This is a genomic window from Streptomyces sp. NPDC026589 (assembly GCF_040638385.1).
Lineage (GTDB): Bacteria > Actinomycetota > Actinomycetes > Streptomycetales > Streptomycetaceae > Streptomyces.
Genome location: NZ_JBEZYG010000030.1, coordinates 92,796 through 116,698, shown reverse-complemented (window position 1 = coordinate 116,698; position 23,903 = coordinate 92,796). Strand labels below are relative to the sequence as shown.

The following is a 23,903-nucleotide window of genomic DNA, read 5'->3' as shown; positions in this document are numbered from 1 at the left end:
GATCAGCTCGGCCAGGGCAAGGAGAACGCCCGCAACTTCCTCAAGGACAACCCCGACCTCGCCAACGAGATCGAGAAGAAGATCCTGGAGAAGCTGGGGATCGGTGTCCGCCCGGACGCCGATGCGGGCGAGCCTGCCGCGGACGCCGCTGCGACGGCGGCTGGAGCACCGGCCGAAGCGGCGGCGAAGCCGGCGACCACCGCGGCCGCCAAGGCCAAGCCGGCCAAGACCGCGGCGGCCAAGAGCTAGGCCGTGACACGTCGTACGGAGTGGCCGGGCGGCCCTGCCGAGCCCGGCGGCGACCCCGAATCCGACTACGGGCCCGTCGAACCGGAGGCCGGCGCCGGGGCGCGGCCCGGGCGCCGCTCACGCGGTGGAGCGGGCGCTGGGAGCGGATTCGGCGAGGGGGCGGGCCGCCGTGCCCGCTCCGGCACCAGGAGCAGCGGCTCCCCTTCCTCGTCGAGGGCCGAGAAGGGGGAGCCGCGCGACCCGGTCGAGCAGGCGCGCAACATCTGCCTGCGGCTGCTCACCGGGACGCCGCGAACGCGCAAACAGCTCGCGGACGCCCTGCGCAAGCGGGAGATCCCGGATGAGGCGGCCGAGGAAGTGCTCGCGCGCTTCGAGGACGTCGGGCTGATCGACGATGCGGCGTTCGCCGGGGCGTGGGTGGAGTCCCGGCACCATGGTCGGGGCCTCGCGCGCCGTGCCCTCGTCCGTGAGCTGCGGACGAAGGGCGTGGACTCCACCGTGATCGACGAGGCGGTCGGTCGGCTCGACCCGGATCAGGAGGAGGCGACGGCGCGGGAGCTCGTGGCCCGCAAACTCCGCTCCACGCGAGGTCTGGACCGGGACAAGCGGCTGCGTCGCCTGGCGGGGATGCTCGCACGCAAGGGATACGGGGAAGGCATGGCCCTGCGGGTGGTGCGTCAGGCGCTGGAGGAGGAGGGCGAGGACACGGAAGGCCTGGACGAGCCTTTCTGAGTACGGGGGACCGGAGATGTTCGGGGCCAGGGGGCGAGGGCCGACCAGGGGGTAGCGGCGACCGATATCCGTAATCCGACGGCCAGCGGCCAGTGGGCAGCAGCGTCCGGCGGCCGCCTTCGACAGCCAGCTGTCAGCGCTCCCCGACGGCACGCGTCCGATGGTCAGGGGCCCATGGTCACTGTCCCGCCAGGGACGCGCGGCGGATGGTGGCGTCCACGAGTGCCAGGGCGTCCGCTGCGGTGCGGCCGGGATGGCGGTTCCAGGGGCCGATCAGTCCGGGCCACCCCTGCGCGCGCAGCTCCGTGATCAGCCAGGCACCCGCCCGGTCCACGGTGTCGAGGGAGCCGTAGCCGAGGCGGTGCGCGGAGATGAGGGCGCCGCAGACGCAGCGTGCGCCACGGGTGTTCCGCAGCCGGTACGGGGTGTTCTGCCAGCCCCACTCGGCCAGGATCTGCCGTGCGTAGCCGAGATGGGCCGACGGGCGGAGGTCGCTCTGCCCGACCCGCCGCCAGAGGTGGACGCGGTCGGGCAGCATCGCACCCAGCCTCCCGGGCAGCGGACGCTCGTGCGGGGGCGCGGCGGGCAGCGTCCGCAGGGTGTCGTCGACGAGCCGGTACACGGGCACGGACAGCAGGGTCCGCCAGTCGAAGGGCTCTGTGGGCGCCGGTTCCGCAGGTTTCGTGGGTTCCACGGGCCGTGCGGACGTGGGCTCCGCCGGAGTGAGCAGGGCCTCGGAAGGCTCGGGAACCGTGCGCTCCCAGCCCGTGACGATCTGCTGCCACGCCTGAGTGTCGTGCAGCTGGGAAGCCTGGCCGTCGAGCTGGTCGGGGGTGAGGAGAGCGGTCGCCATGAATACGTCATCTCCGTACATTTCGGTCCTCTGTGTGAGGCGAATGTCGGTCACGCACGGCGATTGCTCTAGTGGAACGTGGCGTTCGGGTGTGTGACATCCGAACGGATCGGATGCCTGACGCCTGTCCCCTGACGCCTGTTCCCTGATGCCTGACGCCTGACGCCCGCCACCTGATCTGAGGTGGCGGGCGTCAGAGGGCAGATCTCGGAGGCATGCCCGGGATCTGATGCCCGGGCGCCAGCTCCCGGCCACCAGCTCCCGGCGACCGGCTCCCGGGCGTCAGCTCCCGGGTCAGGTTGAGGTGGCGGCGGAGATGACGGGAAGGCCCGCGCCGCGCCACGCCTGGAAGCCGCCGGTCAGGTCGGTGGCGCGGTGCAGGCCCAGTTGCCGCAGGGAGGCGACCGCGAGGCTGGAGGCGTATCCCTCGTTGCAGATGAGGACGATCCGGAGGTCGTGGCCGACCGCTTCGTCGGCGCGGTGGCTGCCGCGGGGGTCGAGCCGCCACTCCAGTTCGTTGCGTTCGACGACCAGTGCGCCCGGGATCAGTCCGTCCCGGGCGCGGAGCTCCGCGTACCGGATGTCCACCAGGAGGGCCCCGGCCTCCGCCGCCGCGGCAGCCTCGGGCGGGCTGATCCGGTCGTAGCCGGCCCTGACCCGCTCCAGCAGTTCGTCGATGCCCAGGGGCATCGGGGCGGCCGGCACGGCCTCGCCCCGGTCCGTGTTCCGGTCCTCGCTCACTGCCAGTCCTCTGGGCTCTCGGTCTGCTCCAGGCGGAGCACCGCACCGGTGCGGCTGAACCGGCGGATCCGCGGCAGGGGCGGGTAGTAAGCGTGGACGGAGACCGCGTGGGCGACCTCGGACTCGTTGAGGACCTCATGGACGTGGTTCTGTCCGAAGGCCCTGCCCTGACCGGTCGCCAGCTTCCTCGACCGGTCCACCCCGTCCGTCAGCTCCAGCGTCTTCCAGCCGTCGGTGGGCAGCCGCACGGCCAGCGAGTGCTCCTTGAGGGCGCCGGCAGCGGTGGTGAACGCGCCGAACGAGTCGGCGTGGTCGTGCCAGCCCGTGCCGGTGCCCGGCGGCCAGCCGATCAGCCATGCTTCGCTGCCGCCCGGTCCGTCGAGCCGGATCCAGGTGCGGCCCTCGGGATCGAGGGGGAGCGAGGCGATGAGCGACTCGTCCCGAGCGGCGCCGCGGACGAAGTCCATCAGCTCCGCGACGGTCGGTGCGGCGGAAGAGATTGCGGAGCCCCCGGCCACAGGGGTGGAAGTTGCGGAGCCCCCGGCCACAGGGGTGGAAGGGGAAGGAACAGCGGCAGCCGTGGGCACGGCGGAGCTGGGGGAAGACACGAGGACCGTCCTGGGAGTTCGCGCGCGGGTTCCGGCCGTGCGGAAAACAGCACGTACCGGCGGAGGGAGGCGAGTCAGCAGGACGGGCGACACACGCAGCCCGCGTAACGGACGAGGTCCATATGGACCCTCCGCCACAGGCGCACATCGGTGTCGGTCATGATCTGGAGTACACCACGCGCGCCTGTGACGGTCAATCGATCAATGGAGACCGGCGGTCCCGTCGGCGTGGACCCGTGCCCGGGGCTCCGGTTCGCGCCCCGCGTCGTGTTCGTCCCCGCCGTCGCCCGGTTCCACGGGCTCCCGCTCTTCGCGGGGCGCACCGCCCAGAGCGGCCCGTGCCGCGGTGAGCAGCTCCGCCGGCCGTACGCCGCCGAAGGCGGCCACCAGATGCCCGTCCGGCCTGACCAGCAGGACGGTGTGCGCCGATGCTCCGGGATAGCTCTCGGTGACCAGCAGCTCCGTCGCCCCGGGGAGTGCCGCCACGGCGTCCGTGAGGCGGGGCATGACGCCTGCGGTCTGCCAGTGCCGCCGGTCCCAGACTCCGGTCCCCGGTGCGACCAGGACCACCAGCGGATGGCCCTGCCCCAGCCGCTCCCTCAGCCGCACCGTCGTCCCGTCCGGCGCGGTCACCATCACATCGGCGACCGGCGCACCGGAGGGCGTACCGACGACGGCGTGCGCCTCCGTGTGCGGTGGTGCAAGGGGGGAGTGCGAGTACGAAGGGGGCGCACCCAGCGCTCCGCAGCCCAGATGGCCGTCGGAGAGCAGGGTGTCGTGACCACGTGCGGCGCCCGGGACCAGGGTCCGCAGACCGCCTCCGCCGCGCAGTATCGGCAACGACTGGTCGGCGGCGCGCAGTCGCGAGGCCACCGCCGCCCGGCGCTCCGCCTGATAGCTGTCGAGGAGGTGCTCGGCCGGGCCGTGGTGCCAGGCGTGGGCCAGTTTCCAGGCCAGGTTCTCGGCGTCCCGGATCCCCTCGTCCAGTCCCTGCGTGCCCACGGCGCCCAGCAGGTGCGCCGCGTCCCCCGCCAGGAAGGCCCGCTGCTTGCGCCAGCGCCGGGCGAGCCGGTGGTGGAGCGTGTGGACGCCGGTGTCCAGCAGCTCGTACGCCGGGGTCTCGCCGCACCAGCCGGCCAGCGTGTCCCGGATACGGGTGATCAGAGCTTCGGGAGTGACCAGTTCGCCACGTGGCGGCAGCAGCCAGTCCAGCCGCCAGACGCCGTCCGGAAGCGGCCGGGCGGAGACCTCGGCGCCCCCGGTCCGCCAGGGAGGCTGCCGGTGCAGGACGGCCTCGTCGGGCCAGGGCAGCTCGGCCCGGAGTGCGGCGACGGCATGCCGCTCCACCGCCGTACGGCCGGGGAACCGGATGTCCAGCAGCTTGCGCACGGTCGACCGGGCGCCGTCGCAGCCGACCAGATAGCTCCCGCGCCACCAGGTCGAGCCCGGCTTCCTCGTGTGCACCGTGATGCCGTCGGGGTCCTGCTCCAGCGTGTCGATCCGGCTCAGCGGCACACGCTGGACCAGCGGTTCCTTGTCCGCCGCCGCGCGCAGCGCGGCGCTCAGCGCATGCTGCGTAACATGGAGCGGCGCGGGAAGGAGCCCGGTGAGCGGGACCTCGTCCGCGTCGCCGCCGCCCCCGTTCAGCGGCACGTTCCGGACCAGCTGCTTCCGGCGCATCGAACGCCACCCGGACCAGCGCAGTCCGGCCCGGTCCAGCTCCCGGCAGCCGAGGCGGCCCACCAGATCGGCGGTGTCCTCGCGCAGTACGACCGTGCGGGCGGGGCGGGGCTCCTCCGTGCCGGGGCCCTCGTCGAGAACGACCGAGGGGACGCCCTGGGCGGCGAGGGCCAGCGACAGCGTCAGTCCGACGGGCCCGCCGCCGACGACGATCACCGGGTCCACGGCTCGTACCCTCCGGCCCTTACGGTCATGCGGAACGTGGCATAGGAAGCCGGGTGCGTGATCACAGAACGTATGCAACCCACTGGTGGTGCTTGCGTCAAGTGACCGAGGCAGCGACGCGTGCGCCGCTGCCTCGAATGCTCCTGCTCGTCAGGGCCGGGAAGGGCCCGGGGACGGTCAGTCCTTCCTCACACCGGTCCCACCGGCACCGTCGGCCGTCGGGCCTGCGCCCCCTGCGCCCCCCGCGTCCGGGCCGGGAACGGCCTCCATCGCCGGGATGCCGGCGGCCGGGGCGCCGGGCGCCACCTTGATGCCGGTCTTGGCGCGGCGGCCCCGCTTCTCGATCCACGTCGCCAGCGCCGAGAGCAGCAGGCACATCGCGATGTAGAGCGTGCCGATGACGACGATCGTCGAGACGTACGGGTACTGGCCGTTCACCTGCGTGTTGGAGGCGATCAGCCGCGCGGTCTGGAGCAGCTCCGGGTACAGGATGATGAAGCCGAGCGAGGTGTCCTTGAGGGTCACCACGAGCTGACCGATGATCGTCGGCAGCATCGACCGGACGGCCTGCGGCATCAGGACGCTGACCATGACCTGCGTCTTGCTCATGCCGAGCGCGTACGCGGCCTCGCTCTGGCCCTTGGGCACCGAGTTGATGCCGGCCCGCAGCACCTCGGCCTGGACGCAGCCGTTGTAGACGGACAGACCCGCGGCCAGCGCCCACATCGAGTAGTCGGTGAGGAAGCCGACCCAGATGGCGTAGATGGTGATCAGCAGCGGGAGCGAGCGGAACAGCTCGATGAAGGTGGTCGCCGCCCAGCGGACCGGCTTGTGGTCGGAGAGCCGGCCCACCACCAGCACCACACCGAGGACCAGCGAGCCGACCGCGGCGAGACCGAACGCCTTGAGCGTGGCGATCAGGGCGTCGGCGATGTTCTGCCGGATGCCCGTGTAGTTGAAGATGTCCCACATCGCGGGGGCGAGATGCCCCTTGTCGGCGAGCCGCATGATGCTGATCGCGATCAGCGCCGCGATGGCGAGGCTGCCGACGACCGCGTAGATCCGGTTGCGGACGACGGCCTTGGGACCCGGGGCGTCGTAGAGAACGCTGGCGCTCATCGGGCGACCTCCATGCGACGCTCCAGCAGCCGGAAGAGGCCGCTGATGGTAAACGTGACGATCAGGTAGCCGATGGCCACCCAGATGAAGACGGGGACGATGTCGTAGCCCTTGTCGCTCATCAGTTTCTGCCAGCCGAACAGCTCGGCGACGCTGAAGGCGCCGGCGATCGCGGAGTTCTTCGTCAGCGCGATGAAGATGCTGCTCAGCGGCGGGATCACGGTCCGGGTCGCCTGCGGGAGCACCACGATCTGCAGGGTCTGGGCGAACGTCATGCCGATGGAGCGCGCGGCCTCGGCCTGTCCCAGGGGCACGGTGTTGATGCCCGAGCGGACCGCCTCGCACACGAACGAGGAGGTGTAGAAGCCGAGCGCCAGCGAGCCGAGCACGAACGGGCTCATCCCCGGGAAGAGGATCTCGGGTACGACGAAGAAGAAGATCAGGAAGAGCAGCGTCAGCGGGGTGTTGCGCATCAGCGTCACCCAGGCGGTGCCGAAGTACCGCAGCGGCGGCACCGGCGAGACCCGGAATCCGGCGATGAGCACACCGAGGACCAGGGCGATAACCGAGCTGACGGCGGTGATCGACACGGTTCCTATGAAGCCGTCGCGGAACTCTGGGAAATTGTCGAGCAGTACGTTCATGAGGTCTCCGCGTCGGCGGTCAGCGGCATCAGGGCAGGGGAAGGGGCGCCCCGTACGCCCGCGGCCCCCGGAAGAACCGGGACGGCGGTGGTGTACGGGACGCCTGGGTCACTCGCGGGGCGTCGTGACGGATGACGGGGTGCCGGCCGACGGACGGCGGGCCGGAGCCCGCGGCCCGTCGGCCGACGGCGTCAGTAGCGCTCGATGGCCGGCGGCTCGACGTAGTCCGAACCGGACAGACCCAGCGTGGCCTCGTAGATCTTCTTGTACGTGCCGTCCTTGACGCGCTCCTCCAGCGACTTGCTGATGGCCTCGCGGAGCACCTTGTCGTCCTTGTTCAGGCCGACGCCGTAGGGCTCGTCGGTGAACGGGTCGCCGACGACGTGGAGCTTGCCGGAGTTGGCGGCGGCGTAGCCCTTGAGGATCGAGTCGTCCGTGGTGACGGCGTCGACCTGCTTGGTCAGCAGCTGCTGCACGCAGTCGGAGTACTTGGCCAGCTCGACGACGCTCGCGCCGTACTCCGGCTTCTTGATCTCCTGGAGCGGTGTGGAGCCGACGATCGAGCAGACCTTCTTGCCCTTCACCGAGTCCTTGCCGGTGATCGACTTGTCGTCCTTGCGCACCAGGAGGTCCGCGCCGGCCTTGTAGTACGGCCCGGCGAAGCCGACCTGCTTCTTGCGCTCGTCGTTGATCGTGTACGTGCCGACGTAGTAGTCGACCTGGCCCTTAGAGATGGCCGTCTCACGGACGCCGGAGTCGACGGTCTTCCACTCGATCTGCTTGTCGGAGAAGCCGAGGTCGGCCGCGACCATCTTGGCGATCTCGATGTCGAAGCCCGAGCGCTCCTTGGTCGACTGGTCCTCGAAGCCGAGGTACGGCTGGTCGGCCTTGGCACCGATGATCAGCTTGCCGCGCTCCTTGGCCTTCTTGAAGACCGGGGAGTCCAGGGCGACGTCCTTGGCCGCGGTGTACGTGGGCAGTGCGGGGGCCTCGGAGGAACCGGGCTTCGTGCCGCCCGGCTTGTCGCCGGCGGAGCCCTCCTTGCCGCCGCAGGCGGTCGCGGTCAGGGCGAGGACGGCGATGGCCGCGACGGCGGCGGACTGACGGAGCTTCATGTGAGCAATCCTTAGGTCGTGGGTCGTTGTCGTCAGTGGTGAAGGATCTTCGACAGGAAGTCCTTGGCCCGGTCGCTGCGCGGGTTGCTGAAGAACTGGTCGGGGGTCGCCTCTTCGACGATCTTCCCGTCGGCCATGAACACGACGCGGTTGGCGGCGGAACGGGCGAAGCCCATCTCGTGGGTGACGACGATCATCGTCATGCCGTCCCGGGCCAGCTGCTGCATGACCTCCAGGACCTCGTTGATCATCTCCGGGTCGAGCGCCGACGTGGGCTCGTCGAAGAGCATGACCTTCGGGTCCATCGCCAACGCCCGTGCGATCGCGACGCGTTGCTGCTGGCCACCGGAGAGCTGCGCCGGGTACTTGTCGGCCTGTACGCCGACGCCCACCCGGTCGAGCAGGGTCCGGGCCTTCTCCTCCGCCGCCTTCTTGTCGGCCTTGCGGACCTTGACCTGGCCCAGCATGACGTTCTCCAGCACCGTCTTGTGTGCGAAGAGATTGAACGACTGGAAGACCATGCCCACGTCGGCACGCAGCCTGGCCAGCTCCTTGCCCTCCTGGGGCAGGGGCTTGCCGTCGATCGAGATCGCTCCCGAATCGACCGTCTCCAAGCGGTTGATCGTGCGGCACAGCGTGGACTTGCCGGACCCGGAAGGCCCGATGACGACCACGACCTCGCCACGGGCGATGGTCAGGTCGATGTCCTGGAGCACATGCAGCGCGCCGAAGTGCTTGTTGACGTTGCTCAGTACGACCAGGTCGTTCGCCGCGGGCGCGGCATCCTCGGCGTCCTTGGTCACTGAAACTCCGCTCATCGGCTTCTTGCTCCGTCCTCCTCGGTTGAACAAGGACAGTAATGACGCAGTGCTACCAACGTCATTACATCTGAGCGGAAATTGAGCATAACGATCCGGCGGCAACCGGACACTCCGCGTGAACAGGACGTCACGCGCCGCCCCGGAGGCGTACCGGGTGCGTAACGGAACCCTGCTGTAACCGGGAGGCTCTTGACTGGTGTGCCGTTCATCGGCGTGGATGCCAGGAACGAGAAAGACGTGAAACACCGCAGAACGGGAAGTCTCATCGGGGCTCACGGGAGATCTCGTGGATGAAGCGCGGGTTAATGTCGGGCCCTACGCGGTGACGCCGTGCGACGGTGCTGCCGACGGAACGACGAAGCGAACGTCCCCCAGGAGCCGCACGGCCCCGGGGGAGCACGGAGACCCGAGGAGCCGCACGGCCCCGGGAGAAACGGAGAGGAGGGCCATGAGACTGCTGCTCGTCGAGGACGACGACCATGTCGCGGCGGCCCTGTCCGCCGTGCTCGCCCGGCACGGATTCCAGGTCGTGCACGCCCGTAACGGCGAGGAGGCCCTGCGCGCCCTGCTGCCCGCCGACAAGGAGCCCTTCGGGGTGATCCTCCTCGACCTCGGCCTGCCCGACCAGGACGGCTACGAGGTGTGCGGGAAGATCCGCAAACGCACCGCGACCCCCGTGATCATGGTCACCGCCCGCGCCGATGTGCGCTCACGGATCCACGGCCTCAACCTCGGCGCCGACGACTACGTCACCAAGCCGTACGACACCGGCGAACTGCTCGCCCGTATCCACGCGGTCGCCCGGCGCACCACCAGCGGCGAGGACACCGCGCCGACCCCCGCCGCCGCCCTGCGCCTCGGTCCGGTCGCCATCGAGCTGCCGACCCGCCGGGTCAGCGTCGACGGCGCGGAAGTCCAGCTCACCCGCAAGGAGTTCGACCTGCTGGCCCTTCTCGCCCAGCGCCCCGGCGTCGTCTTCCGCCGCGAGCAGATCATCAGCGAGGTCTGGCGCACCAGCTGGGAGGGGACCGGACGCACCCTGGAGGTCCACGTCGCCTCCCTGCGCTCCAAGCTGCGGCTGCCCGCCCTGATCGAGACCGTGCGGGGCGTCGGCTACCGGCTCGTCGCGCCGTCCGCGTAACCGGCGGGTACGTCTCCCGGTGCGCTCCCGTCTGCTCCCGCTGCTCATCGTCCTGATGGCCGCCGTCCTGCTCACCCTCGGCTTCCCGCTCGCGATCAGCGTGGCCGCCGCCGAGCAGCAGCGGCTGGTGATCGACCGGATCGACGACACCGCACGGTTCGCCGCCCTGGCGCAGTCCATCACCGACACCTCCCCGGACAGCGAGGAGCGGCGCCGCACCCTCCAGACCGACCTGGAGCTCTACGCCTCCGTGTACGACATCCGCGCCGGCGTCTTCTTCCGGCACTACCGGGCCCTGGCCAAGGCCCCCGGCTACTGGACCCTGCCCGCCGAGGGCGAGGGCCGCACGGCCTTCAACGAGGCGCTGCTGGGCCGCCGCTCGCACGACCCCCCGCAGATCTGGCCCTGGCGCGACGGACGCGTCGTTGTCGCCTCACCGGTCGTGCGCGACGGCGATGTGGTCGCCGTGGTCGTCCTCGACTCGCCCACCGGCGAGATGCGGTCCCGGATCCTGCGGACATGGCTGTTCATCGGCCTCGGCGAGGCGCTGGCGCTGCTGGTGGCGGTCGGCGCGGCCGTACGGCTCACCGGCTGGGTCCTGCTGCCCGTACGGACCCTGGACGCGGCCACCCACGACATAGCCGGCGGCCGTATGCGCTCCCGGGTCGCCGCCTCCGCCGGGCCACCGGAGCTCAGACGCCTGGCGCGTTCCTTCAACGAGATGGCGGACAACGTCGAGGACGTGCTGGAGCAGCAGCGCGCCTTCGTCGCCGACGCGTCGCACCAACTGCGCAACCCGCTCGCCGCCCTGCTGCTGCGCATCGAGCTGCTCGCCCTGGAGCTGCCCGAGGACAGCGAGGAGATCGCGGCCGTGCGCACCGAGGGCAAGCGGCTGGCCCGGGTTCTCGACGACCTCCTGGACCTCGCGCTGGCCGAGCACGCCGAGGCGGACCTCCAGCTGATCGACATCGTCCCGCTCGCCGCCGAACGGGTCGCCTCCTGGCGCCCGATGGCGGAGCGGGAAGGCGTGAACCTCACCCTGGACGGGGCCCCGGCGGCCACCGCCTGGGCCGACCCCGTCGCGCTCTCCAGCGCCCTGGACGCGGTGGTCGACAACGCCCTGAAGTTCACCCCCGCCGGAGAGGACGTCACCGTCACCGTCGCCGCCGGAGCCCGCGCGGCGACCGTCGTGGTCTCCGACCGTGGCCCCGGTCTCACCGAAGCGGAGCTGGAGCGTGTCGGGGACCGCTTCTGGCGCAGCACCCGCCACCAGAACGTCAGTGGATCGGGCCTGGGCCTCTCCATCTCCCGGGTGCTGCTCGCGGCGGGCGGCGGCTCGATCGCGTACGAGCACCACGAACCGCACGGCCTGCGGGTGACCGTCTCGGTCCCCCGCGACCTGACGGGGAGCTGACGGGGAGCCGGACGGGAGGCGCCGTGGGCCCCTCAGGAGCGGCGGGGCTTCAGGAGCGGCGGGGCTTCAGGCGCGGCGGGGCTTCGCGCGGCGGGGCTTCACGGCTTCACCGAGCGGTAGTAGGCCTTGGCCCCGTCGTGCACGTCCAGCGGATCCGTGTAGATCGCCGTCCGCAGATCCACCAACTGCGCCGCGTGGACCTCGCCGCCGATCCGGTCCCGGCTGTTGATCACCGTCCGGGTGAAGGCCTCGGTCATGGCCGCGTCCGTACGGTCGGTCGTCACGAGCAGGTTGGCGACGGCGACCGTGGGCACCGCCTGACCCTGCTGGGCCTGCGGATACGCGTCGCCGGGCATCATGGCGGACCGGTAGAAGCGGGTGGGACCGGTCGCCGACTGGAGCTTCGCGACCAGCTCGGCCGCCAGCGGCACCAGCCGGATGTCGAAGCGCCGCGACAGCTGCTGCACGGCCGCGGTCGGCAGCCCGCCCGACCAGAAGAACGCGTCGAGCCGGCCCTGGGTCAGCCGTACGGGCATGGTGTCGATGCCCACCGGCACCGGTGTGACGTCGGCGGCCGGATCGAGCCCCGCCGCCGCCAGCAGCCGGTCCGCGACCAGCCGCACCCCGGAACCCTCCTGGCCGACGCCCACCCGCTTGCCCCGCAGATCGGAGACCCTCCGCACGTCGGAGTCGCGGGGGACGACCAGCTGGACGTAGTCGTCGTACAGCCGGACACAGCCGCGCAGGCGCTGGGCCCCCGGCCTGCCGTCGCGCAGATAGGTGGCCACCGCGTCGGCGGTGGCGATGGTGAAGTCCGCCTCGCCCGTCGCCACCCGGGCGAGGTTCTGCTGCGACCCCTCGCTGGTCCGCAGCTGTGTGGACACCTCCGGCATGTCCTTGGCGAGCGCGACCTCCAGCCGCTCCCCGTACCGCTGGTACACACCGCTGGGCACACCGGTGGAGAAGATGAGCGACCCGCTCGGGTCCCCCTCGTCCCCCTCGGGCTGCAACCACCACACGAGCAGCCCGAGCACGACCGCGAGGACGGCGCCCGTCCGCAGGGTGCGCCGGCGGCCGTATCGGGACAGAGCGTGGAACATGCGCGCGATCCTGCCAGCTCGACCGCCCCCCTGACCAGGCTTCCCCATGAGGCCCGGCCCACAGCGGACCGGGTGGGCGGCGGACGGAAGGCAGACGGGCGGCGGACGGGAGGGGCCGGGCAAGGGGATGGGAGGGGCCGGGGAAGGGGACGGGAGGGGGCCGCCCGGCAACCGCCTACCCTTGTCCCATGAGCAGCGGCAACCGGAGCGAAGCAGTGGGCGTCCAGAAGAGCTACGAGGTGCGCACCTACGGGTGTCAGATGAACGTCCACGACTCCGAACGGCTGTCGGGTCTCCTGGAGGGCGCCGGCTACGTCCGGGCTCCCGAAGGCTCCGACGGCGACGCCGACGTCGTCGTCTTCAACACCTGCGCGGTGCGGGAGAACGCCGACAACAAGCTGTACGGAAACCTCGGCCGCCTCGCGCCCATGAAGACCAAGCGCCCCGGGATGCAGATCGCCGTCGGCGGCTGTCTCGCGCAGAAGGACCGCGACACCATCGTCAAGCGGGCCCCCTGGGTCGACGTCGTCTTCGGCACCCACAACATCGGCAAACTGCCGGTCCTCCTGGAGCGCGCCCGCGTCCAGGAGGAGGCGCAGATCGAGATCGCCGAGTCCCTGGAGGCCTTCCCCTCCACGCTCCCCACCCGCCGCGAGTCCGCCTACGCCGCGTGGGTCTCCATCTCGGTCGGCTGCAACAACACCTGCACCTTCTGCATCGTCCCGGCGCTGCGCGGCAAGGAGAAGGACCGCCGCACCGGCGACATCCTGGCCGAGATCGAGGCACTGGTCGCCGAGGGCGTCTCCGAGATCACCCTGCTCGGCCAGAACGTGAACGCGTACGGCTCCGACATCGGCGACCGCGAGGCCTTCTCCAAGCTGCTGCGCGCCTGCGGCGCCATCGAGGGCCTGGAGCGCGTCCGCTTCACCTCGCCGCACCCCCGCGACTTCACCGACGACGTCATCGCCGCCATGGCCGAGACGCCCAACGTGATGCCGCAGCTGCACATGCCGATGCAGTCCGGATCGGACAGCATCCTGAAAGCGATGCGCCGCTCCTACCGCCAGGAGCGCTTCCTGGGAATCATCGAGAAGGTGCGCGCCGCGATGCCGGACGCCGCCATCTCCACCGACATCATCGTGGGCTTCCCCGGCGAGACGGAGGAGGACTTCGCGCAGACGATGCACGCCGTCCGCGAGGCGCGGTTCGCCAACGCGTTCACCTTCCAGTACTCCAAGCGCCCCGGAACCCCCGCCGCGGACATGGACGACCAGATCCCCAAGGAGGTCGTCCAGGAGCGGTACATGCGCCTGTCCGCGCTCCAGGAGCAGATCTCCTGGGACGAGAACAAGAAGCAGGTCGGCCGCACCCTGGACGTCATGGTCGCGGAGGGCGAGGGCCGCAAGGACGGAGCCACCCGGCGCCTCTCCGGCCGCGCCCCCGACAACCGCCTGGTCCACTTCACCCAGCCCGAGAAGGCCGTGCGCCCCGGCGACGTCGTGACCGTCGAGATCACCTACGCCGCCCCGCACCACCTGCTCGCCGAGGGCACACCGCTCGCCGTACGGTCCACCCGCGCGGGCGACGCCTGGGAGAAGCGCACCACCGAGGCGGCCGCCAAGCCCGCCGGGGTGATGCTCGGCCTCCCCGGCATCGGCGCCCCGGACCCGCTCCCGGCCACCGCGGCCCCGGCCTGCGGCATCGGCTGACGGACCGGGCCGCTCAGCGGTCCCGGCCGGGACCCGCTCCAGCAGCCGGACGGAGGCTCGGGGCAGCAGCCGTCGGCCGCGGCGCACGGCCCCGTGGGCAGTGGCGTCGGCCCCGGCACGCGGCCCCGTGGGCAGTGGCGTCGGCCCCGGCACGCGGCCCGGTGAGCTGTGGCGTCGGCCCCGGCACGCGGGGCCGGCGCGGCCGACCGGCCCCCGGCCTCCGGCTGACGGCAAGTACGCTGACCGGCATGCTTGTCGCCGCCGCCGTGTGCCCCTGTCCGCCGCTCCTGGTGCCCGAGGTCGCCGCCGGGGCCGCCCCCGAACTCGACGCCGCACGTGACGCGTGCCTCGACGCCGTGGGGGTGCTCGCCGCCTCGCGCCCGGACCTGCTCGTCGTCGTGGGGCCGGGCGACGACCGGTCCGCCGGGCTCCACCCGGCAGGGGCGCGCGGGTCCTTCCGAGGCGTCGGCGTGGCCCTCGACGTGACGCTCGGCGACGCACCGCGGGACGCCGCCGCCCCGGACCGGCCGCTGCCGGGATCCCTCACCGTGGGCGCCTGGCTGCTGGGCCGGGCCCGGTGGACGGGCGCTCCCGTCGAAGGGTTCGCCGTGGCGGAGAGCGAGGCCGCCCCGGAGTGCGCGGCGGCCGGGCACTCCCTGGCCCGGCGTGCCGAGCGGGTCGCGCTCCTGGTGATGGGCGACGGCAGCGCCTGCCGCACCCTCAAGGCCCCCGGCTACCTCGACGAGCGGGCCGCCGCCTTCGACGCCCGCGCCACCGAAGCGCTCGGCTCCGCGGACCTCGACGCCCTCGCCGCGCTCGACGCGACGCTCGCCCGTGACCTCAAGGCGGCCGGGCGTGCCCCCTGGCAGCTGCTCGGCGGCGCCGCGCGGTCCGCCGGGCTCGCGGGCCGGCTGCTGTACGAGGACGCCCCGTACGGCGTCGGGTACACCGTCGCCGCCTGGTCCTGAACGGGCCGGCGGCGGGTACGGGACACTCTGCCCCGTACCCGCCGCCGGCCCGCGGTCACCGTGTCAGGGGGCGGGCGGCGGCGGAGGAGGGGTGTTGCCAGGGGTACCACCGGGCGTACCAGGGGTACCGGGCGTACCGGGAGCACCTGGGGTGCCAGGGGTGCCCCCGTCCTTGTTGCCCAGCTTGTCCACGGCCTCCTTGGCCTTGCGCGTCCCCGAATCGATCTTGTCGCTGTATTTGCCCTTGGTCTTCTGGTCGACCGTGCGCGCGGCCTTGTCGAGGCCCTGCTCGATCTTGCCCCCGTGCTGCTGCGCGAGGTCGCCGACCTTGTCCTTGGCCGGTCCCAGCTTGGCCTTCAGGTTGTCCAGGAACCCCATTGGGTCACCTTCCGTGCAGTGAGGACTGTTGAGAACTGTTCGCGGGAGCGTTCTCCCGCCCCCATTGTCCGTCACTTGTCCGTTCTTGCCGTTTTTACACGCCTCATTGCGCTTCCCCGGCGCTCCCCCGACGTCGCTCTCCGCGCACGGCCGCGCCCCCCACGGACACCCGGTGCGGTCGGGAGCGCCCGGATTTTTGGGAGACTGTCCGGGTGACCCCTCCCGCTCCCGCCCCCCGCGTCATCACCGTCGTAGGCCCCACCGCAGCCGGAAAGTCGGATCTGGGGGTCTTTCTCGCCCAGCGGCTCGGCGGCGAGGTGATCAACGCCGATTCCATGCAGCTCTACCGGGGCATGGACATCGGCACCGCGAAGCTGACGCTCCCCGAGCGCGACGGCGTGCCGCACCGGCTGCTGGACATCTGGGACGTCACCGAGACCGCCAGCGTCGCCGAGTACCAGCGACTGGCCCGCCTGGAGATCGACCGGCTGCTCGCCGAGGGACGCACGCCGATCCTCGTCGGCGGCTCCGGGCTGTACGTGAAGGGCGCCATCGACGCCCTGGAGTTCCCCGGTACGGACCCCGGGGTGCGCGCCCGCCTCGAAGCGGAACTGGCCGAGCGCGGCTCGGGCGTCCTGCACGAACGCCTCGCCGCCGCCGACCCGGCGGCGGCCCGGTCCATTCTGGCGACGAACGGCCGCCGCATCGTCCGCGCCCTCGAAGTCATCGAGATCACCGGCAAGCCGTTCACCGCCAACCTCCCCGGCGAGGAGCCGGTCTACGACGCCGTGCAGATCGGCGTCGACGTGGACCGCCCCGAACTGGACGAGCGCATCGCCCTGCGCGTCGACCGGATGTGGGAGGCGGGGCTCGTGGACGAGGTGCGCGCCCTGGAGGCGGCCGGGCTGCGCGAGGGCCTCACGGCATCGCGGGCCCTCGGCTACCAGCAGATCCTCACGGTGCTCGCGGGGGAGCGCACCGAGGACGACGCGCGGGCCGAGACCGTACGCGCCACCAAGCGCTTCGCCCGCCGTCAGGACTCCTGGTTCCGCCGTGACGCGCGTGTCGTGTGGCTTGGCGGCGGCCACCGCGACCGGGGGGAACTCCCGCACCGGGCGCTGGCGTTGGTCGAACGAGCGGTCACAGCCTGATCACGTGATGGCATCGGGAAGCTCCGCCCGTCAATTCGGCACCCGTGATCGTGCCATCATCGAGCATCGATCCACCAGTGGAGTCCGAGTTGGGAGGGCGCGTGGCGATGGAGGCCGGCCCTCGCGACACGGAGCAGCGCGACACAGAGCACGACGTGCCGTCACCGCGGGAGACCGCGGGACGGCTGAGTCCTGACGGTCCCGACGAGCAGGACATGACCCCCGAGGTCGAGGTCGAGCTGCGGCCCACCCGCAAGCTGCGGATCTGGCAGCTCGCCCCCATCGTCGTACTGGCCGCGGTCGGCTCGCTGATGTTCGCCTTTCCCCTCGCCTTCGAGTTCGGCGACGGCGGCGCCATCGTCGCCATGCTGGGGCTCCTGATCAGCTGCTGCGCGGCCGGCTGGGGCATGATGGCCGCCCGCCGCGTCGGGCACACCTGGCCGGGCCTGCCCTCCCGCGGCTCCGGCGCCCGCCCCGACTGGCGGGTGATCGCGCTGTACGCCGCGACCGGCGCCGCCCTGGTCGCGCTCGCCGTCTGGCGCGTGGACCGACTGCGCTGACGGCGGGACACGCCCTGCGCCGGGCCCGCCCGCGCGTCATGGGCCCCGGCGCCGGGGCCCTGTGCCGGTCGCGGGCCCGGCCGCCGGGTCCGCTCGTGCGGGTTGTCGGCGCCGCCTCGTACAGTTGGCCTGTGAGCACCTCGCAGATCGCCTTCCTCAAGGGTCACGGCACCGAGAACGACTTCGTGATCGTCCCGGACCCGGACAACGCCCTCACGCTGCCCGCCGCCGTCGTCGCCCGGCTCTGCGACCGCCGGGCCGGCATCGGCGGGGACGGCCTGCTGCACGTCGTGCGGTCCGCCGCGCACCCCGAGGCGCGCTCCATGGCGGACGCGGCCGAGTGGTTCATGGACTATCGCAACGCGGACGGCTCGATCGCCGAGATGTGCGGGAACGGCGTGCGGGTCTTCGCCCACTACCTCCAGCGCGTCGGCCTCGTCGAGGAGGGCGACCTCACCGTCGCCACCCGGGGCGGCCCCAAGCGCGTGCACCTCGCGAAGAACGGCGACATCACGGTCTCCATGGGACGCGCCCTGCTGCCCGAGGAGAACGTCACGGTCAGCGTCGGCGACCGCAGCTGGCCCGCCCACAACGTCAACATGGGCAACCCCCACGCGGTCGCCTTCGTCGACGACCTCGACCACGCCGGCGACCTGCTCACCGCCCCGCCCGTCAGCCCCGGCGCCGTCTACCCCGACGGCGTCAACGTCGAGTTCGTCGTCGACCGGGGCCCGCGCCACGTCGGTATGCGCGTCCACGAGCGCGGCTCCGGCGAGACCCGCTCCTGCGGCACCGGCGCCTGCGCGGTCGCCGTCGCCACCGCCCGCCGGGACGGCGCCGACCCCGCGAAGACCGGCCTGCCCGCCACCTACCGGGTGGACCTCCCCGGCGGCACCCTCGTCATCACCGAGCACCCCGACGGCGGTATCGACATGACCGGACCGGCGGTGATCGTCGCCGAGGGCGTCATCGACCCGGTCTGGCTCGAAACCTCCTGAGGAATGGCTCGCTCGAAACGATGACCAGCCCGAGCTTCGCTCGAATGGGTGATCCGTTTCACGCTGGGCGAGAGCTGGACTGCGCCACGTGGTGGGGTCGATAGCATCAAGCACCGGTCCCGAGGGGCATCCGCTCCTCCCCAGCGCCGGTCGACGTCGCCGGAGGTGCCCATGAGTGCAGAGGCCGCCGATCCCGGCGCTCCCCTACGCAGGCGGAGCCGCCCCCGGATCGACCTGCGCAGACTGGGCCGGGTGGCACTGCGGGGCCCGGTCTCCCGCGACCGGCTGCCCGACGCCATCGGACATGTCGCCGAGGCGCACCGCGCCCACCACCCCGACGCCGACCTGACCGTCCTGCGCCGGGCCTACGTCCTCGCGGAGTCCTCGCACCGCGGCCAGATGCGCAAGAGCGGCGAGCCGTACATCACGCATCCGCTGGCCGTCACCCTGATCCTCGCCGAGCTCGGCGCCGAGACCACCACCCTCACCGCCTCCCTGCTCCACGACACCGTCGAGGACACGGAAGTGACGCTCGACCAGGTACGCGAGCAGTTCGGCGACGAGGTCTGCTATCTCGTCGACGGCGTGACGAAGCTGGAGAAGGTCGACTACGGCGCCGCCGCGGAACCGGAGACCTTCCGCAAGATGCTCGTCGCCACCGGCAACGACGTCCGGGTCATGTCGATCAAGCTCGCGGACCGGCTGCACAACATGCGCACCCTCGGCGTGATGCGCCCCGAGAAGCAGGCCAGGATCGCCAAGGTCACCCGCGACGTCCTCATCCCGCTCGCCGAACGGCTCGGCGTGCAGGCGCTCAAGACCGAGCTGGAGGACCTGGTCTTCGCGATCCTGCACCCCGAGGAGTACGAGCACACTCGCGCCCTGATCGCCGCCGCGGCAGGCCCGGACGCCCCCCTCGACACCATCGCCGACAACGTACGGGGCACCCTGCGCGACGCGGGCATCACCGCCGAAGTCCTCATCAGGCCACGCCACTTCGTCTCCGTACACCGGGTCCGCGGGAAACGCGGCGAACTGCGCGGCACCGACTTCGGCCGACTGCTCGTCCTCGTCACCGAGGACGCCGACTGCTACGCCGTCCTCGGTGAACTGCACACCTGCTTCACTCCGGTGATCTCCGAGTTCAAGGACTTCATCGCCGCTCCCAAGTTCAACCTGTACCAGTCGCTGCACACCGCGGTCGTCGGCCCCGGAGGCGCCGTCGCCGAAGTCCTCATCCGCACGCACCGGATGCACAAGGTCGCCGAGGCGGGCGTGGTCGCGCTGGGCAACCCGTACGCCCAGGACCACGCCGCCACCCCGCAGAGCGAGCCGTCCGACGAGCGCGCCGACCCCACCCGGCCCGGCTGGCTCTCCCGGCTGCTGGACTGGCAGGAGTCCGCCACCGACCCCGACACCTTCTGGACCACCCTGCGCGACGACCTCGCCCAGGACCGGGAGATCACCGTGTTCCGCACCGACGGAGGCACCCTCGGGCTGCCCGCCGGGGCCAGTTGCGTCGACGCCGCCTACGCGCAGTACGGCGACCGGGCGCACACCTCCATCGGGGCCCGGGTCAACGGCCGCCTCGCCACCCTCAGCACCGTCCTCAGCGACGGCGACACCGTGCAGCTGCTGCTCGCCCAGGACACCGCGTCCGGTCCCTCGCCCGACTGGCTCGACCACGCGCGCACCCCCACCGCCCGGATCGCGATCACCGGCTGGCTCACCGACCACCCCGACGAGGCGAAGCCCACCCCCTCGACGATGACGTCCGTGGAGACGGGCGGACCCGGCCCGGCCGAGCCCGCCGCCCCGGAGCGCGACGCCCAGGCCACCGCGTCGGCGCGCACCCGGTCGGGCCCCCGCGCCACCGGCGTCCTCGTCGACGGGCCGGACGCGCCGGTGCGCCTCGCCGGCTGCTGTACGCCGGTGCCCCCCGACGAGCTGACCGGCTTCACCGTCCGCGGCGGCACGGTCACCGTGCACCGCCGCGAGTGCCCCGCCGTGGCCGCCATGCAGGAGATCGGCCGCGCCCCGGTCGGGGCACGCTGGGCCGAGGCGGAGGGCCGGGAATCCGGCGCGGGCTGCCGGGTCACCCTGGTCGCCGAGTCCTTCGGCCGCCCCCGGCTCCTCGCCGACCTCACCGAGGCCATCGCCACCGCCGAAGCAGCGATCGTCTCCGCCACCGTGGAACCGCCCAGCGAACAGCGCGTCCGCCACACCTACACGCTCCAGCTCCCCGACGCGGCGGGCCTTCCCGCCCTGATGCGTGCCATGCGCGAGGTCGCCGGGGTCTACGACGTCACCCGCGCCCAGCACCCGGCCCCGGCCGGCTGAGCCGCTGCCCGGACCCTCGCCGGCGGCCCCGGCGGGCTGAGCAGCCCCAGAAGCCCGGAAACCAGAAGCCCGGAAACCCGGAAGCGCCCCGGCCCGAGGCGGTGTCTCACGGCCGGCGGAACCGCTCCTCCCACCGGTGACGCGTTCTCGTTCGAGTGGCGCGGCGCGCGGCTCCCCGGCCGGGCGGCGATGCGCTGATAGCGGTAGTCCATGCCGCTCCTCTCCCGCCGCCTGCGCGCCGCCCTGCTGGCGTCCGCCTCGGCCACCCTCGTCGCCGCCACCCTGCCCGCCCCCGAGCCCCTGGGCATCGGCGACCGGCTCTTCCCCGAGCTGGGCAACCCCGGATACGACGTCCTCGCGTACGACATCGCCTTCACGTACCACGGCCGCAACACCGAGCCCCTGGACGCGGTCACGAAGATCAGGGCCCGCACCACCGCCCCGCTGGACCGGATCAACCTCGACTTCGCCCGGGGCACCGTCCAGGGGGTCGAGGTCAACGGACTTGCGGCCGACTTCGGCAGCAAGCGCGAGGACCTGGTCGTCCAGGCCCCCCGCCGCCTCCCCGCGGGCGTACCGCTGAACATCACCGTCCGGCACACCAGCGACCCGAGCGGATCCGGGGACGACGGCGGCTGGGTCCGCACCGCCGACGGCCTCGCCATGGCCAACCAGGCCGACGCCGCCCACCGGGTCTTCCCCGGCAACGACCACCCCTCCGACAAGGCGTACTTCACCTTCCGGATCACCGCCCCCGAGAAGCTGACGGCGGTCGCGGCCGGCCTGCCGGCGGGGAAGACCCGGCGCGGGGCCACGACCACCTGGGCCTACCGCACCGAGCACCCCATGGCGACCGAACTGGCCCAGGTCTCCATCGGCAGCTCCGCCGTCCTGCACCGCACCGGCCCCCACGGACTGCCGGTGCGCGACGTCGTCCCGGCCGCCGACCGGAAGAAGCTGGAGCCCTGGCTGAAGAAGACCCCGGCCCAGCTGGAGTGGATGGAGGAGCAGGTCGGCCGCTACCCCTTCGAGACCTACGGGGTGCTCGTCGCGGACAGCCCCATCGGCTTCGCCCTGGAGACCCAGACGCTGTCGCTGTTCGGGAAGTCCTTCTTCACCGAGCCCGGCTACCCGGAGTGGTACGTCGACTCGGTGATGATCCACGAGCTGGCCCACCAGTGGTTCGGCGACAGCGTCTCGCCCGCGAGCTGGTCCGACCTGTGGCTCAACGAAGGACACGCCACTTGGTACGAGGCCCGGTACGCCGAGGAGAACGGCGGCGGGACCCTGGAGCGGCGGATGCGTGAGGCGTACAAGCTCTCCGACGGCTGGCGCGCGGACGGCGGCCCTCCGGCGCACCCGGACGGCCCGGCCCCGGGGCAGAAGCTCAGCCTGTTCCGGCCCGTCATGTACGACGGCAGCGCGCTGGTGCTCTACGCCCTGCGCCAGGAGATCGGCGAGGCCGCCTTCGACCGGCTGGAGCGCACCTGGGTCCGGGTGCACCGGGACTCCACGGCGACCACCGCGGACTTCACCCGGCTGGCGTCCGGCATCGCGGGACGGGACCTGTCCGCCTTCTTCGACGGCTGGCTGTACGGCGAGAAGACCCCGCCGATGCCCGGCCACCCCGACTGGAGCAGCGCGAAACCCGCGTGACGGGCCCGGTGGGGCCGTGCCACTATCGACGCGTCGGCGCGGCGGACCGCACCGGAGTTCCCGGCAGGGAATCATCCGGGAAGATCACACGTTGTGACTGACGTAACGACTTCTATCGACGTAAGGATCCAATGACCTCCTCTTCTTCCCTTCCCCAGGACGCGCAGAACGCGCAGAGCGCCACGGAGAACGCGACCGAGAGCCTCACCGAGAGCCTTCGGGCCGACGCCCTGATGGAAGAGGACGTCGCCTGGAGCCAGGAGATCGACGGAGCGCGGGACGGCGATCAGCTGGACCGCTCCGAGCGTGCCGCGCTGCGACGCGTGGCCGGCCTCTCCACGGAGCTCGAGGACGTCACCGAGGTCGAGTACCGCCAGCTGCGCCTGGAGCGCGTGGTGCTGGTCGGTGTCTGGACCTCGGGGACGGTGCGTGACGCGGAGATCTCCCTCGCGGAGCTCGCCGCACTCGCCGAGACGGCGGGCGCACAGGTGCTGGACGCGGTGTACCAGCGGCGCGACAAGCCGGACCCGGCCACCTACATCGGCTCGGGCAAGGCGCTGGAGCTGCGGGACATGGTGCTCGAATCCGGCGCCGACACCGTCGTCTGCGACGGTGAGCTGAGCCCCGGCCAGCTGATCCACCTGGAAGACGTCGTCAAGGTGAAGGTGGTCGACCGGACCGCCCTGATCCTCGACATCTTCGCCCAGCACGCCAAGTCCCGCGAGGGCAAGGCGCAGGTCTCGCTGGCCCAGATGCAGTACATGCTGCCTCGGCTGCGTGGCTGGGGTCAGTCGCTCTCCCGTCAGATGGGCGGCGGCGGTTCCAGCGGCGGTGGCGGCATGGCCACCCGTGGTCCCGGTGAGACCAAGATCGAGACGGACCGGCGACGGATCCGCGAGAAGATGGCGAAGATGCGCCGGGAGATCGCGGAGATGAAGACCGGCCGCGAGATCAAGCGGCAGGAGCGCAAGCGCAACAAGGTGCCCTCCGTCGCCATCGCCGGATACACCAACGCGGGCAAGTCCTCGCTGCTCAACCGCCTGACCGGGGCCGGTGTCCTGGTGGAGAACGCCCTGTTCGCCACCCTGGACCCGACCGTCCGCCGGGCCGAGACGCCGAGCGGCCGCATCTACACCCTGGCCGACACCGTCGGGTTCGTCCGGCATCTGCCGCACCACCTGGTCGAGGCGTTCCGCTCCACGATGGAGGAGGTCGGCGAGTCCGATCTCATCCTCCACGTGGTGGACGGCTCCCACCCGGTGCCGGAGGAGCAGCTCGCCGCGGTGCGCGAGGTGATCCGGGACGTCGGCGCGGTGGACGTACGCGAGATCGTCGTGATCAACAAGGCGGACGCGGCAGACCCCCTGGTCCTCCAGCGGCTGCTGCGCAACGAGAAGCACGCCATCACGGTCTCGGCCAGGACCGGCGCCGGAATCGACGAGCTGCTCGCGCTCATCGACGCCGAGCTGCCCCGGCCGTCCGTCGAGATCGAGGTGCTCGTGCCGTACATCCAGGGGGCTCTGGTCTCCCGGGTGCACGCCGAGGGCGAGGTGCTCTCCGAGGAGCACACCGCCGAGGGCACCCTGCTCAAGGCCCAGGTCCACGAGGAGCTGGCCGCGGAGCTCGGGACCTTCGTCCCCGCCGCGCACTGACAGCCGTGTAACCGCGCGACAAGCCGACGGCCCGGCCCTTCCGGAGAGA

Annotated in this window: 22 protein-coding genes and 1 pseudogene; 12 read left to right on the top strand and 11 right to left on the bottom strand. The window is 72.0% G+C overall.

What is annotated here, in order from left to right:
- Together AB0F29_RS36035 and recX are read left to right on the top strand one after the other, a co-directional pair.
- Window positions 1-249: pseudogene (locus tag AB0F29_RS36035) on the top strand (DNA recombination/repair protein RecA); the annotation flags it as partial.
- Window positions 250-252: 3 nt separating this feature from the next.
- Complete coding sequence (recX, locus tag AB0F29_RS36030) at window positions 253-981, top strand: recombination regulator RecX (protein ID WP_361881508.1); 729 nt, start codon at window positions 253-255, stop codon at window positions 979-981.
- 178 nt (window positions 982-1,159) lie between these two features.
- Here recX and AB0F29_RS36025 read toward each other — a convergent pair whose 3' ends face one another.
- The 9 genes from AB0F29_RS36025 to AB0F29_RS35985 form a co-directional block, all read right to left on the bottom strand.
- Window positions 1,160-1,834 carry a hypothetical protein gene (locus tag AB0F29_RS36025; RefSeq protein ID WP_361881505.1) on the bottom strand — a complete coding sequence of 225 codons (675 nt, stop codon included), beginning with the start codon at window positions 1,832-1,834 and terminating at the stop codon, window positions 1,160-1,162.
- A 294-nt stretch (window positions 1,835-2,128) separates the two neighbouring features.
- Window positions 2,129-2,524, bottom strand: coding sequence for a rhodanese-like domain-containing protein (locus AB0F29_RS36020; RefSeq protein ID WP_361881520.1), 396 nt, complete (start codon window positions 2,522-2,524; stop codon window positions 2,129-2,131).
- 47 nt (window positions 2,525-2,571) lie between these two features.
- Window positions 2,572-3,183, bottom strand: coding sequence for a cysteine dioxygenase (locus tag AB0F29_RS36015; protein ID WP_361881502.1), 612 nt, complete (start codon window positions 3,181-3,183; stop codon window positions 2,572-2,574).
- A 74-nt stretch (window positions 3,184-3,257) separates the two neighbouring features.
- Window positions 3,258-3,344: a putative leader peptide gene (locus tag AB0F29_RS36010; protein WP_311605579.1), complete on the bottom strand. Its 87-nt coding sequence runs from the start codon at window positions 3,342-3,344 to the stop codon at window positions 3,258-3,260.
- A gap of 40 nt (window positions 3,345-3,384) precedes the next feature.
- Entirely contained in the window at window positions 3,385-5,088 is a 1,704-nt protein-coding gene (locus AB0F29_RS36005; RefSeq protein WP_361881500.1) for an FAD-dependent monooxygenase, read from the bottom strand.
- A gap of 177 nt (window positions 5,089-5,265) precedes the next feature.
- The gene (locus AB0F29_RS36000) at window positions 5,266-6,207 is read right to left on the bottom strand and encodes an amino acid ABC transporter permease (RefSeq protein ID WP_361881498.1); all 942 of its coding nucleotides are present in this window, start codon (window positions 6,205-6,207) and stop codon (window positions 5,266-5,268) included.
- Window positions 6,204-6,851 (bottom strand): amino acid ABC transporter permease, encoded by a 648-nt coding sequence (locus AB0F29_RS35995; RefSeq protein ID WP_007458744.1) that lies wholly within the window; start codon window positions 6,849-6,851, stop codon window positions 6,204-6,206. The genes AB0F29_RS36000 and AB0F29_RS35995 overlap by 4 nt, the downstream gene beginning before the upstream one ends.
- A gap of 191 nt (window positions 6,852-7,042) precedes the next feature.
- Window positions 7,043-7,966 carry a glutamate ABC transporter substrate-binding protein gene (locus AB0F29_RS35990; protein ID WP_018961837.1) on the bottom strand — a complete coding sequence of 308 codons (924 nt, stop codon included), beginning with the start codon at window positions 7,964-7,966 and terminating at the stop codon, window positions 7,043-7,045.
- A 32-nt stretch (window positions 7,967-7,998) separates the two neighbouring features.
- Window positions 7,999-8,784, bottom strand: a complete 786-nt coding sequence (locus tag AB0F29_RS35985) for an amino acid ABC transporter ATP-binding protein (protein WP_026291196.1) — start codon at window positions 8,782-8,784, stop codon at window positions 7,999-8,001.
- 451 nt (window positions 8,785-9,235) lie between these two features.
- Here AB0F29_RS35985 and AB0F29_RS35980 point away from each other — a divergent pair, with 451 nt between their 5' ends.
- On the top strand, window positions 9,236-9,928 hold the full coding sequence (locus tag AB0F29_RS35980) for a response regulator transcription factor (protein WP_361881493.1): 693 nt from the start codon (window positions 9,236-9,238) through the stop codon (window positions 9,926-9,928).
- 19 nt (window positions 9,929-9,947) lie between these two features.
- Entirely contained in the window at window positions 9,948-11,342 is a 1,395-nt protein-coding gene (locus AB0F29_RS35975) for a HAMP domain-containing sensor histidine kinase (RefSeq protein WP_361881490.1), read from the top strand.
- A gap of 98 nt (window positions 11,343-11,440) precedes the next feature.
- On the opposite strand, the gene AB0F29_RS35970 is transcribed toward AB0F29_RS35975, so the two are convergent.
- Window positions 11,441-12,442 carry a TAXI family TRAP transporter solute-binding subunit gene (locus tag AB0F29_RS35970; protein WP_361881487.1) on the bottom strand — a complete coding sequence of 334 codons (1,002 nt, stop codon included), beginning with the start codon at window positions 12,440-12,442 and terminating at the stop codon, window positions 11,441-11,443.
- Window positions 12,443-12,630: 188 nt separating this feature from the next.
- On the opposite strand from AB0F29_RS35970, the gene miaB reads away from it, so the two are divergent.
- Complete coding sequence (gene miaB / locus AB0F29_RS35965; protein WP_361881484.1) at window positions 12,631-14,151, top strand: tRNA (N6-isopentenyl adenosine(37)-C2)-methylthiotransferase MiaB; 1,521 nt, start codon at window positions 12,631-12,633, stop codon at window positions 14,149-14,151.
- Window positions 14,152-14,399: 248 nt separating this feature from the next.
- The gene (locus tag AB0F29_RS35960; protein ID WP_361881481.1) at window positions 14,400-15,119 is read left to right on the top strand and encodes a class III extradiol dioxygenase subunit B-like domain-containing protein; all 720 of its coding nucleotides are present in this window, start codon (window positions 14,400-14,402) and stop codon (window positions 15,117-15,119) included.
- A gap of 63 nt (window positions 15,120-15,182) precedes the next feature.
- Here AB0F29_RS35960 and AB0F29_RS35955 read toward each other — a convergent pair whose 3' ends face one another.
- Window positions 15,183-15,497 carry an antitoxin gene (locus AB0F29_RS35955; protein ID WP_361881479.1) on the bottom strand — a complete coding sequence of 105 codons (315 nt, stop codon included), beginning with the start codon at window positions 15,495-15,497 and terminating at the stop codon, window positions 15,183-15,185.
- A 212-nt stretch (window positions 15,498-15,709) separates the two neighbouring features.
- Between AB0F29_RS35955 and miaA the strand changes: the two genes are divergently transcribed.
- From miaA to hflX, 6 genes are all read left to right on the top strand, one after another.
- Entirely contained in the window at window positions 15,710-16,648 is a 939-nt protein-coding gene (miaA, locus tag AB0F29_RS35950; protein WP_361881476.1) for a tRNA (adenosine(37)-N6)-dimethylallyltransferase MiaA, read from the top strand.
- Between the two features lie 107 nt (window positions 16,649-16,755).
- Window positions 16,756-17,208, top strand: coding sequence for a hypothetical protein (locus AB0F29_RS35945; protein ID WP_361881517.1), 453 nt, complete (start codon window positions 16,756-16,758; stop codon window positions 17,206-17,208).
- Window positions 17,209-17,339: 131 nt separating this feature from the next.
- Window positions 17,340-18,206: a diaminopimelate epimerase gene (gene dapF, locus AB0F29_RS35940; protein WP_361881473.1), complete on the top strand. Its 867-nt coding sequence runs from the start codon at window positions 17,340-17,342 to the stop codon at window positions 18,204-18,206.
- A 171-nt stretch (window positions 18,207-18,377) separates the two neighbouring features.
- Window positions 18,378-20,546 carry an HD domain-containing protein gene (locus tag AB0F29_RS35935; protein WP_361881470.1) on the top strand — a complete coding sequence of 723 codons (2,169 nt, stop codon included), beginning with the start codon at window positions 18,378-18,380 and terminating at the stop codon, window positions 20,544-20,546.
- A gap of 210 nt (window positions 20,547-20,756) precedes the next feature.
- Window positions 20,757-22,202 carry a M1 family metallopeptidase gene (locus AB0F29_RS35930; protein WP_361881467.1) on the top strand — a complete coding sequence of 482 codons (1,446 nt, stop codon included), beginning with the start codon at window positions 20,757-20,759 and terminating at the stop codon, window positions 22,200-22,202.
- Between the two features lie 131 nt (window positions 22,203-22,333).
- Window positions 22,334-23,854 (top strand): GTPase HflX, encoded by a 1,521-nt coding sequence (gene hflX / locus AB0F29_RS35925; RefSeq protein ID WP_361881464.1) that lies wholly within the window; start codon window positions 22,334-22,336, stop codon window positions 23,852-23,854.
- The last annotated feature ends 49 nt before the right edge of the window (window positions 23,855-23,903 follow it).